Here is an 11211-nt window from a genome sequence, read left to right as displayed (position 1 = left end):
GATTGAAATCGAAGGTCATGTTACCCTTTAAATAAGGGGTCCCGTTTGGATGCCGATAACCCCTCAAATGGGGTCCTTATTCCATGCTTAATGACACTTGCACCCCGGTTCGATTCCGGGTGAGGCCTCCAACCTTTTCTCAATTTCATTATAAGACATTGAAAGTGCTTTGATATTTCTCAAGGTGTGGCAATGCGTTCACCTTGCACCCCTCAATTCTCCTTCTTCTGCCCTGCTTCGAACCTCTGCAATATCTCCACCACAAGGCGTATGTCATCGCCAAAAACTCACACTGTAATTAATCTTATTCTCACATGATAAAACAGTTTATATTTTTTAAATAAAATTTCGCTCGACATTGAAGGCAATGAAACAACTATTTTGATCAGCTTCGTATATGATTGGCGCGAGCACAGCCATAAGTGCAGCATCTATTTGTAATTAAAGCCGGACATCAAGTAACAGCCGCTAAATTGGTTACTCTGAACCGCCTCTGATTTGCTGGATACCTAAAATTTTGAGAATTAGGGTCTATGAAAAGGAAAAGGATATGGTGCTCGCCTGTGAACTCGTCATCGGTTTACCTGCAGGCAAAGTTCTTGCTGATTGGGCTTGTGACGCCGACGTGGCCTCACATATACCGCCTAATCGAAAAGGCGCGTGATAAATCTAACCTGCTCTGAACATAACGCTTGAGAAATAATTCTTCCGTCACTCGTTATTTGGGCGACAAATTCAGAATCTAAAAGCGTGTTCTTCAAAATATACCATCCACCACGGGGACGAATGAGCCCCTCCGCCAAATAAAGACTTCCATTGCGTGAAATCACATTGGCTTCCCAAGCCCTCCCCAAGCATCGTTGCGCGGAACTGAGATCGCCCGCACCTAATGCTGCGCGAACCCGCGTAGACGAAAATTCTGACTGCAACAGAATAACATCGACACTCATGTTATACTTTGCCGCCAATTCCTTTAGCGCGGCACAATCTCCCCTCCTGCCCGCGCCGAAGCGGAAATTCTCGCCCACAATCACATGAGAAACATCAAGCTTTTTATGAAGCACGTCGTAAACGAAAGCCTCGGGCGTCAGTGAAGCAAACTCTTTATCAAATGTTGGCTCGAAAATATAATCAACACCCAACATTTCAGCTCTTTGGTGCTTCTGCTCGGGAAGCGCCAGTCTTCCTATGGCCATATCAGGATTGAAGAACTGGCGCGGATGCGGTTCCACCGACATGATTGCCACCGGGCATGTTTGCCCTGCAATTTGCCTTGCCTTTCGGATGAGGAGTTGATGGCCTAAATGAAAGCCATCAAAATTTCCCAAAGCAATCACACCTCGCGCCAGACAACTGCCTGTCAGATTGCCACTCCGCACAATCTCAATTGGCTTTATGACAGACTTAGAAACAACGGCGCTTTCAGTACCCATATTTCAGCCCCAATGCCTAGCGTGCCCCGCGCACGAAGCTTTCGCCCAATGCCTGCGGAAGACTGGCCTTTCGCCCTGCAATTAACAGCACCAACATCACCATAACGAATGGCAGCATCTGAATAATATCGGTCGGCACATTGACGCCTGCGACCTGCAAAGCTGTCGTCAGAGAAAGGCTCGCACCAAAGAGAAGCGCCCCGCCCAACACCCACAATGGCCTGCCTCGTGCCAGCATTGCTAAAACGATCGCAATGAAGCCATTGCCGTGGCTCATAAACGGAATGAATACACCTGCAACTGCTACCGACATAAAAGCACCGCCAAGACCGGCAAGCGCTCCCGTTATCAATACGGCGGTGCTGCGGGTCCGTACCACATCTACGCCTGTTGCATCCAATGCCGCAGGCTTGTCACCAGCCGCCTGCAACGCCGTACCCCAATGAGTCATTCTATAAATCCAGGCAAAAACAGCGACCAGCGCAACAGCCAGATACACAATCGGGTTATGGTTAAACAGGATAGGGCCCAGCACCGGAATTTCAGAAAGTGGCCATATCGGCCATTTGGCAGCACCGTCCAGACGAGGATAACTACGCGAAAACTGCACAAAATGCAGAAGAGCAGTCAGCCCTTGCACTGCAAGGGTTAGCGCAATGCCTATAACAATCTGATTGAGGCCTAAGCGCACACAAAGCAAAGCCATGAATGCAGCAACAAAGGCACCAGCTGCAGCGCCGCCGATAAACCCCAGCCCCATATTGCCTGTGCTCCAAGCAACAAGAAACCCTGCATAAGCACCCGCAAGTATCATGCCTTCAAGACCAATATTAAGCACGCCTGCCTTCTCGGAAAGCTGTTCCCCAAGTCCGGCCAGCAACAGTGGCGTTCCCGCAGCGATCGCCCCAAGAAACAAAGTGATGATGAAACTTTCAGTAAAAAGTGACATATTCTTTCCTTAGATCTTCGCACGGTACTGACGGCGTTTGTCGATATATTCAGCAAGTGCCAGCGTAATCAGCAAAAGAGCAACGATAACCAGCGAGAAGAAACTGGGCACGCCCAAACGACGAGCGGCACTCTCACCGCCAATTGTCAGTGCTGAAAACAGAAAGACATAAGCGATTGAGCCGAAACCATTCAGGCGAGCGAGGAAAACCAGCGGCACGACAGTGAGACTATAAGCCGGGTTCCAGTCTGCACGCACATTCCCCTGCGTTCCCAAAATATCGACAGCACCCGAAAGGCCGGCAAGACCAGCAGAGATGGCGAAAACCGCAATGGTCAGTTTAGGCACAGAGAGGCCGGCATGAACAGCCGCGCGCGGATTGGCACCCACCAGACGCAACTTCATACCAAAAGAAGTGCGCGTCATCATCAGATGCATCGCAATGATGACAACCAGGCCAATGATCAATCCTGTCGATATGGTCGTGTCAAACAGCTTAGGCAGTCGTGCATCAACCGGCAATGTGCGGGTTTGTGGCGTTGTGGTTGCCGGGTCAAGAAATGCCAGTTTGACCAGAACATTGGCAAGCGAAACACCCAGAAAGCTCATCATCAAGGTTGTGATGATTTCATTGATACCATGCCAAGCCTTGAGCATGGCAGGCAAAAGCCCCCAAAGAGCACCAATCACCAGACCTATAATCAGACCCACAGCCAGATTAAGCCAGATCGGAAGCCCCGCCGCATGCATCAAAGGCGTTGTTGCTGCAACAATAACGGCCGCGAGCAAAAACTGCCCGTCACCACCCAAATTCCAGATGCCAGCACGAAAAGCGACTATCAGACTCGCAGCAATCAGGAGAAATGGTCCCATACGGGTAAGCGTCGCCGACAGGCCTGAGGGAGACAATATGGCTCGCTCGACAACATAGGCGTAATAACTTAACGGATTGACGCCCATGGCAAGAAGGATAAGCCCGCCAAGAACCAGTGCGGCAATCAGCGGGCCAATGCTGACAGCCAGTATTTTCCCCAAGCCTGCGAAGGGCGAACGTAGAGTTGGGCTTACCATTCCAACCGTGCCAGCCTGTTGATCGCTCATTCTTCTTCTCCGGTACTCATCAGGCGACCGATTGCGTCGCGCGCGCCCACACCATTCTGAACCGTGCCAACAAGCCTGCCCTGATCAATAACGGCAACGCGATCAGCAAGCTCAAGAAGCTCGTCGAGGTCTGTCGAGATAAGCAAAACTGCTTTGCCAGCATCTGCTGCATCGCGGATGCGCTGGCGTGTGGCACGTATATTTTTCACATCAAGCCCATAGGTCGGCTTTGCAAAGATAACCGCATCGGCAGATCCGGTCAGTTCGCGTGCCAGCAGGACTTTTTGAATATTGCCACCCGACAATGTTCCAACAGGCGTAAGAACATCCGGTGTGCGAATATCAAAGTTACGCACGTGCTCCTGAGCCTGTGACCGAATGGATTGCGGCTTTTCAACACCCTTTTTCCAAAAAGGAGAGGCGCCAATATCCTTGAGCAGAAAGTTGGTTGCGACAGCGAATGCCCCAACGGTCCCCTCACCCAGCCGGTCATCCGTCACATAACGCAAACCGGCTGCACGGCGTTCTCCCACTGTAAGCGCGCCGATTTCTGCACCATGCAGCATTACGCTTCCTGAAGAAGCTATTTGTCCGGCCAAAGCTTCCGCCAATTCTTTCTGACCATTGCCATCGATGCCGGCAATACCCAGGATCTCCTTCGATCTGAGCACGATTGAAACGTCGCGAACCGGAATACGGCCCGCGTTTGAATTCAGCTTTGAAACCTCCAACACCACAGAACCCAATTCTCGGACAGCACGATCGTTGATGGCGCTATCATCGGTTGCAGACTGGCCAAACATCAGACGGATGATATTGGCCGTATTCTGCCGATCACTATTGGCATTGAGTTCCTCAGGCGTAATGGAACCGGCATTTTTACCAAGGCGCAAGACCGAAATCCTGTCGCCATAGGCAAGCGCTTCATTGAGCTTATGCGTAATGAATATCACCGCCAGCCCTTCGGCAACCAATCGCCGCATCAACTGCCCGAGAGAAACGGCTTCGTTGGGCGTTAGCATGGCAGTTGCCTCGTCCAGGATGAGACAGCGACTGCCGCGCATTAAAGCGCGCAAAATCTCAACCTGCTGGCGCTCGCCAAGCGAAAGGCTGGAAACCAGTGCAAAAGGATCAACACGCAGACCGATACGGCTTGCTGTTTCATTGATACGCTTTGCAAAGCCGCTGCGATCAGGTTTCCGCCACCATTTACCACCAAGGGTAAAGTTATCAACGACAGTCAGACTTGGTACCAGCATGGAGTGCTGAAACACAGTTCCTATCCCCAGTGTAAGAGCGTGGCGGGGCGATGTTATGTGAACTGCTGAGCCGTCAATTTCGATCACACCATCATCCGGCTGCTGAAGCCCCGACAACATACCGACCAGAGTCGATTTTCCAGCACCGTTTTCACCAAGCAAAACATGAACTTCGCCCGGCCATATATCTGTGCTCACATTATTATTGGCGATCACTCCGGGAAAGCGCTTGGTTATACCACGCAGCCCCACAAATGGCTTCGCAGTCGAATTCGGTGGAAAGGCTACATTTTCTGCTGACGCCTGCATCTCACTATCCTTCATGCAAATCCGTCCCATCACATCGTGCTGGATCGACTAAAAACGCGATCCAACACGGCTTTCGTGAACTGCTGACGTCATCAAACAACCCAGTTTAATGGCAGTATGACAAACGCTAGCAAGACGATTTTAAGAGCAGGCTGGCTCACTTGGAGGCGACAGTTTTTACCAGTGCATGAACACTGTCTGCGTCAAACTTCGGCTCTACCTTGATAGCACCCGAAACAACGTCAGCCTGAAGAGCTTCCATTTCTTTCCAGACATCATCCGGTATGTTTTTAGTCTTCAGAAGCCGAAGACTACCATCGCTGAGCTTGATATTGTAGTTGTGGCTACCGTATTTCCCGTCCTTAACGTCCTTGATCATCGCGGTATAAACCGGCGTCAGATCCCATATAACCGAAGAAAGAAGATTGCCTTTGTCAATCGACGTTTTATCGCCGATCACATCGATAAAGTAAGCTTTTCCGCCATCGGTGGCTGGCGTCGTTTCAACAGCCTGCAACATACCGAAACTCGAACCATTACCTTGTCCAAAGATAATATCAGCGCCCGAAGCGATAACGGTTTCAGCCACGCGCTTACCACCGGCAGCATCAGCATAGGCAGCCGGTCCAATCACGGCATAGCGAACTTCAACGGCTGGATTTTCGGCCTTAACGCCCTGCGCAAATGCCACGGACATATTGTTCCACGATGGTGGTTCACCAGAGACAACAATACCAACAACTTTGGTTCTGCTCATCTTGGCGGCCAGACGGCCCGCAAGATACGCGCCGTCACTGCCCGCTGCGGTATAATCGGCAATCTTGCCTTCAGCGAGCTTGTCCGGACTATCAACAATAGCGACTGGAATATTCATTTCAGCACCGATTTCCGGTGCGGCTGTATTATAACCGGATGCGTGCGCGATCAGCAGACCAGCGCCGTCTTCAGCAAGTTCGCGCAGTGTCGGACGAACATCACCATAACCCAGGTTTTCGGCAACAATCACCTTCACACCAGCGGCCTCCCCTGCTGCCTTCGCAGCATCAACACCTTGCTGATTCCAACCCATATCGGTTCCCATCTCCGGGGCCAGGATAGCGATGGATGTAATTTCCTCGGCCAAAGCGCTGCCAGCCATCCAGCCACTCAAGGCGAGAGCCAGTGCAGCACTGCTGACTGTTCCTGCTATTATTTTTCTCATTTTATTGTTCCCACTTATAGATTTTTGTTGACTATTTCTTCAATCCCGGATGATTTTTGAAGTATAACCGGGAGAACTTTTTCAAAATGAAAACTCACCTCACCTTTCTTGCTACAGCAATTCTTGGATTAAACGCGGCATCTGCCACAGCCAACAGCCAATCGCTTGACATTACGGTTGAAAACAGTGGCAAATCCGCATTGGTCTGCTCTGCTTCCATCGCACATTGGTTTTCAGCCGACCTTGGTGAAGTCGCCCCAGGCGCCAGCCGGTCATTCAGTTTTGGCGTCGATGTAAAAAACGGGAACGTTTTCCAGCTCAATACAGTCGGCAACGAAATGGCGGTGCAACGCATCTGGTGTGGCCATAAAGGGAACGACTGGGCAACACGGGCAGAAATTCCGATTGAGCGACATTCGGGCATTATCCCAAAACCAGTCCATTTGCGCTGCGCAGCGGATACAGCGACGACCCGGTGCACGGCCTTGTAGCAGACCGCATTCAAGCTGACTTTTAATTCACCACAGCCGTGCATCTGACGCCTCAGTTCCCGAAGGGAGGCTTTTGAGGCAGACTGATCAGATGATCTCAGTAGCTCAAAAGCTGCAACCCCGATTGACAGTGCGAGAATACGATAGCATGATCATACCGTAATACAATAATGAAAAATCAACTGAGGGTGATTTTACGGTTTTTCTTTCATCTATCTGTATTTAAAAAGAAAAATCTGAAATGGCATCAGGAGCACTCACGAGAGAGTAAAAAATGCGCACTGCAATTGTGACTGGAGCAAGCCGTGGATTGGGTAGAGCTTTTGCAATAGGCCTGGCAAAAGACGGATTCGCACTGAGCCTTTGCGCTCGTGATCACGCAGCATTGGAAGAGACCGCGGAGCTTGTCCGCGCAGCTGGCTCGCCGCAGATTGTTATCATTGCTGCTGATCTTTCGCAGGCAGGCGTAGCTGAAAAAGTCGTCACCGAAACGCTCGCAGCAACAGGACGAATTGATGCTCTGATCAACAATGCGGGCGCAACCAAGCGTGGCGATTTCTTATCGCTGACAGATGAAGATTTCCATGAGGGATTTGCTCTCAAATTCCATTCAACCGTTCGGTTTTGTCGTGCCGCATGGGATGCGCTGTCTCAGAGCAAGGGCAGTATCATAAACATATCAGGGGTTGGTGCACATACACCTGAACCGGATTTTACCATCGGCGGATCGGTCAATTCGGCGCTTATCAACTTTACAAAGGCAATTTCCAAACGTGCGCAGGGAACAGGCATGCGCATCAACACGCTTTGTCCCGGCCACATCGTGACTGATCGTTTAAGCCAGCGGATCGAAGTATTGTCCAAAGAACGCGATATTTCCATTGAAGCAGCACGCGAAGAAATCCGCGAGGCACAGGGCATCCAGCGTTATGGCGAGGCAGATGAAGTGGCAAGCGTGGTGCGCTTCCTGTGCAGCCCAGCGGCTGCTTATGTGCATGGAACAGTCATCAATGTCGATGGCGGCGCAACACCGGGGATATAGAGCGCAAAATGAAAATGCCGGGGCACAGCCCCGGCATCGTATTTCAGGCATCAGCCTCTTCTGCAATGCGTTCCCGCAGAATAGCAATTGCAACCTTACCCGCGTTCATAACGTGATAAGCCGCCGCCTTGCGCGCTTCCTTGCCACGTCTGGCCGCAAGATGGCCAACCACCTCTTCAAGTTCAGCCAGACTTTCGCGCGTCCGTCCCGGCGCGCCCAGCGATGTCGCCCGCAAAACCATAACACGTGCGTTCAACGATGACAGCGTATGACCAAGCGCTTCATTATGCGCGCCAAAAATCAGGCAATCATAAAAAGCGTTCTTGGCTTGCAAGCGTTCTAGTGGATCGGTGATTTTGTCACCTTGCTTGAGCACTTCAAAAGCAGCTTTGAGCGCTTCTATATCCTCATCGGTTGCATTGCGAGCAAACAGCTCACAGGCAAGTCCTTCAAGTTCAACACGAACCTGATAGATACCTTCAGCCTGCTCTGGCTTCAAGCGTGCCACAATCGGCCCGCGATGCGGTACGACCTCAACAAGGCCTTCGCTTTCAAGCTGACGAAGTGCCTCGCGCACAGCTGTACGGCTAACACCTGTCATCTCACACAGATCGCGTTCGGTAATGCGCTGACCTGCCGTAAAATACCCCACTGCAATCGAATTGCGAATGCTTTCCGTCACACTATGACGAACTGGTGCAGCAGCCTTGACGACTTTAAAATCAATAGGCGGAGTTTTTCCGTTCATGGATATAGTCATAAGTTTATACCCCTTTTGGTACATGGGGAGCGATATTACCGTATTACTATACGCTAATTGCTTGTTTTGAAAGCATTAGATTTCCGACAATGCCTGTTTGGCGTGCAAAGCTTCAATTTTGTGCTGCTTCTATAACCGCCATCGCAGCCGCAACGCCCGCGCCCACATTAATCCCCTCGACACCCGCGGCCTTGAGACCTCCAGCAATTGCCGCAACGGATATAAGAGAATAAGTCGGTCGAGCAGTTGGTCCCATATGGCCGATCCGGGTCAGTTTTCCGAGTGTTTCACCACGACCGGATGAGAACACCACCCCATAAACATCACGGATCGAAGCGCGCAGCTTCGCTTCGTCAATGCCTTCAGGAATCGCCACGGCTGTGCAGGTTGCAGATGCTATCTCTTCACGAGCGGCCCAGAGTTTCAGCCCTGCCGCCTGCACCCCCGCCCGACAAGCCTTTGCTGTGAGTGCATGACGTGCCCACACATTTTCCTCGCCTTCATCCAAATAAATATCAAGCGCCGCACCAAGCGCATTGATCTCGGAAACCGAAGGCGTAAAGGGAAATGAGCGCTCTGCCTTATATGCGTCTTTCCAATCAATAATCGAAAGAATTGAAGCACGGGGCACCTCAGGATTGGCTGCCATTTTCTCCCATGCCGCATCGCTCACATGCAGCAGTGTCAATCCGGGCGGACAACCCAGACATTTATTTGGGCCAGTTACAAAAATATCGGCAAATGATGTCTCTGGCAAAACATCCATTCCGCCAAAAGCCGAAACGGAATCCACGATGAACAGTTTGCCTGCAGCTCTTACAACAGCACCAATTTCCGCAACCGGATTGACCGTGCCAGAGGGAGTATCGTGATGACAAATCGAAACCACGGCAACATCTGGCCGCTTCTTTAAAAAATCCGCCACAGCATCTGCTGTCAGCACTTCATTATAGGGTACAGTCAGTTCAACGACTTCCTTTGCATAACGTGCCGCCCAATAGCCAAAGCCTTTGCCATAAACACCCGAAACGAGATTAAGCACGACATCGTTCCGGGTAATCAGTGAGGCAGCAGCCGCTTCCAGTCCAAGCACCGGCTCGCCCTGAAGGATGACCGGCGGCGTATTCGTATGAAAGGCGCGTTGCACCTTTACATTCACCGATTCGTAAAATGCCAGAAACGCCGGATCATAATCATAAAGAACAGGCCGAGACAGCGCACGCAGCACTGCCGGATAGGCATCCACAGGGCCTGTTGTCAGCGTGAAGATTGGATCAGCAATTTTCCCTAAGCTCATATCACTCTCCCATTGATGTTTGTGATTTTCGTGTGTTTGCAAGAAAAGCCGCGCCATCAACAGCATCTTCGACCGTTTCAAGCGAAGCGATCAGCATATCGGCATCCAGATCGATACCGCGCCAGCTAATCTGCGCTCGAAGTTTTGCTGCAAGATCGGCATCCGTCATCGGATAATCCAACCCACCTTTGGCGGCATCAATCCTGTGCTGAATTTTGCGTCCGTCCTGCAACAGAAGACAAACTTCAGCAGCTTCGAATGTAAAAGAAGGATCATCCAAAAATGAAAGCTTTGACGCCAAATCCTTCAACTTCGGATGCTGCACCGCGTGATCGGAAAAGGCCTCAAGATCGGCCCTGCCCCACAGCAAACTCACCGCAACAGCATGCTGCGCGCTCACCTGCGAAAGCCTTCCCGTGGTGACATTCGGGCGATCTGTGCGCTGCCGCAGCAGGGGATGACCGGTTAAAACTATCGAAGCAATATCGTCGGCGTGAAAATCTCCTTTCGCATGAAGTGTAAGGCACGCCTCAATAACCGGATTAAGAACAACACCACATGGATAAGGCTTGAAAGAGTTTTTTAGAATCTCCCAGCGGCTTCCCAACCCATCTGTAAGAGCTGAAAAGTCCGGGGCATCTGCGTGCAGTGCGAGAAAGCCTCGCGGTCCCTCAAGCGGTGATGCGGGCCCAGTATAGCCGTTGGCGGCCAGCAACGCAGACATCAAACCAGCACGCGCGGCCTGCCCCACCGAGAGGCTTTTTGACATCGTACCAAGTGTTTCGACAGAACCTGCCCCCTGTGCGAGTGCATGTCCTAAAGCATCGACAAGCTCCGCAGGAGAAAGCTCCAGGATACGACCAGCAGCAAGTGCTGCGCCAAATACACCGCACGTCGATGTGATATGCCAGCCACGCGCATAGTGAACGGGGTGCAAAGCATTCCCCAGCCGACAAGTGACTTCCGCTCCAAGAACGAAAGCTTCAATAAGCGCATGCCCTGATACCGGCTTTCCCTCCAAGGCCAGCGTCTCGGCTAATGCGAGGACAGCGGGTGCAACAGGGGCAGACGGGTGAATAACTGTCGGAACATGGGTATCGTCGAAATCAAAAATATTGGCTGATGCTGCATTAATATAAGCCGCCCAAAGCATATCAGCGCGTTCTGAACGTCCGATAAGGCTTGCCGTTGCAAGCCCGGAAAAAGCTGGCAGCATTGCCACCAGCTTCTGGACTGCAACCTCATTTGAACCGCCTATCGCCGTGCCCACCATATTAAGCAGCGAGCGCCGACCGGCGGCGCGCACGGCATCAGGCATTGCCGGTGGCGAATGAACAAACTCGGCTATTGTAGCGCTCAAATCCGCCAT

10 protein-coding genes are annotated in these 11211 nt (G+C 51.5%); 2 read left to right on the top strand and 8 right to left on the bottom strand.

The features are described from left to right. Positions 1–644 precede the first annotated feature (644 nt). The 5 genes from VBH83_RS16135 to VBH83_RS16115 form a co-directional block, all read right to left on the bottom strand. Positions 645–1433, bottom strand: a complete 789-nt coding sequence (locus VBH83_RS16135) for an adenylyltransferase/cytidyltransferase family protein (RefSeq protein ID WP_265986646.1) — start codon at positions 1431–1433, stop codon at positions 645–647. Positions 1434–1449: 16 nt separating this feature from the next. Then, positions 1450–2382 (bottom strand): ABC transporter permease, encoded by a 933-nt coding sequence (locus VBH83_RS16130; RefSeq protein WP_265986647.1) that lies wholly within the window; start codon positions 2380–2382, stop codon positions 1450–1452. A 9-nt stretch (positions 2383–2391) separates the two neighbouring features. After that, on the bottom strand, positions 2392–3483 hold the full coding sequence (locus tag VBH83_RS16125) for an ABC transporter permease (RefSeq protein WP_265986649.1): 1092 nt from the start codon (positions 3481–3483) through the stop codon (positions 2392–2394). Next, entirely contained in the window at positions 3480–5066 is a 1587-nt protein-coding gene (locus VBH83_RS16120) for an ABC transporter ATP-binding protein (RefSeq protein WP_396998597.1), read from the bottom strand. The genes VBH83_RS16125 and VBH83_RS16120 overlap by 4 nt, the downstream gene beginning before the upstream one ends. 142 nt (positions 5067–5208) lie before the next feature. Next, entirely contained in the window at positions 5209–6252 is a 1044-nt protein-coding gene (locus VBH83_RS16115) for a BMP family protein (protein WP_265986653.1), read from the bottom strand. 86 nt (positions 6253–6338) lie between these two features. On the opposite strand from VBH83_RS16115, the gene VBH83_RS16110 reads away from it, so the two are divergent. Beyond that, positions 6339–6743 carry a hypothetical protein gene (locus VBH83_RS16110; RefSeq protein ID WP_265986655.1) on the top strand — a complete coding sequence of 135 codons (405 nt, stop codon included), beginning with the start codon at positions 6339–6341 and terminating at the stop codon, positions 6741–6743. Positions 6744–7017: 274 nt separating this feature from the next. Then, the gene (locus VBH83_RS16105) at positions 7018–7785 is read left to right on the top strand and encodes an SDR family oxidoreductase (RefSeq protein ID WP_265986657.1); all 768 of its coding nucleotides are present in this window, start codon (positions 7018–7020) and stop codon (positions 7783–7785) included. A 43-nt stretch (positions 7786–7828) separates the two neighbouring features. On the opposite strand, the gene VBH83_RS16100 is transcribed toward VBH83_RS16105, so the two are convergent. From VBH83_RS16100 to VBH83_RS16090, 3 genes are all read right to left on the bottom strand, one after another. Next, positions 7829–8533, bottom strand: coding sequence for a GntR family transcriptional regulator (locus tag VBH83_RS16100; RefSeq protein WP_265986658.1), 705 nt, complete (start codon positions 8531–8533; stop codon positions 7829–7831). Positions 8534–8657: 124 nt separating this feature from the next. Then, positions 8658–9842, bottom strand: coding sequence for a pyridoxamine--pyruvate transaminase (gene ppaT / locus VBH83_RS16095; RefSeq protein WP_396998594.1), 1185 nt, complete (start codon positions 9840–9842; stop codon positions 8658–8660). 1 nt (position 9843) lies between these two features. After that, positions 9844–11211 carry an MmgE/PrpD family protein gene (locus VBH83_RS16090; RefSeq protein ID WP_265986660.1) on the bottom strand — a complete coding sequence of 456 codons (1368 nt, stop codon included), beginning with the start codon at positions 11209–11211 and terminating at the stop codon, positions 9844–9846.

The organism is Ochrobactrum sp. S1502_03 (assembly GCF_044435015.1).
Taxonomy (GTDB): domain Bacteria; phylum Pseudomonadota; class Alphaproteobacteria; order Rhizobiales; family Rhizobiaceae; genus Brucella; species Brucella chromiisoli.
The sequence above is the reverse complement of the archived record's forward strand: the minus strand, read 5'-3'. Positions and strand labels throughout refer to the sequence as shown.

Excerpts from the sequence above, each read along its gene's own strand:
- VBH83_RS16110 (WP_265986655.1), top strand. The coding sequence starts at position 6,339 with ATGAAAACTCACCTCACCTTTCTTGCTACAGCAATTCTTGGATTAAAC.
- VBH83_RS16125 (WP_265986649.1), bottom strand. The coding sequence starts at position 3,483 with ATGAGCGATCAACAGGCTGGCACGGTTGGAATGGTAAGCCCAACTCTA.
- VBH83_RS16100 (WP_265986658.1), bottom strand. The coding sequence starts at position 8,533 with ATGAACGGAAAAACTCCGCCTATTGATTTTAAAGTCGTCAAGGCTGCT.
- ppaT (WP_396998594.1), bottom strand. The coding sequence starts at position 9,842 with ATGAGCTTAGGGAAAATTGCTGATCCAATCTTCACGCTGACAACAGGC.
- VBH83_RS16130 (WP_265986647.1), bottom strand. The coding sequence starts at position 2,382 with ATGTCACTTTTTACTGAAAGTTTCATCATCACTTTGTTTCTTGGGGCG.
- VBH83_RS16115 (WP_265986653.1), bottom strand. The coding sequence starts at position 6,252 with ATGAGAAAAATAATAGCAGGAACAGTCAGCAGTGCTGCACTGGCTCTC.
- VBH83_RS16105 (WP_265986657.1), top strand. The coding sequence starts at position 7,018 with ATGCGCACTGCAATTGTGACTGGAGCAAGCCGTGGATTGGGTAGAGCT.
- VBH83_RS16135 (WP_265986646.1), bottom strand. The coding sequence starts at position 1,433 with ATGGGTACTGAAAGCGCCGTTGTTTCTAAGTCTGTCATAAAGCCAATT.
- VBH83_RS16090 (WP_265986660.1), bottom strand. The coding sequence starts at position 11,211 with ATGGCGGATTTGAGCGCTACAATAGCCGAGTTTGTTCATTCGCCACCG.
- VBH83_RS16120 (WP_396998597.1), bottom strand. The coding sequence starts at position 5,066 with ATGAAGGATAGTGAGATGCAGGCGTCAGCAGAAAATGTAGCCTTTCCA.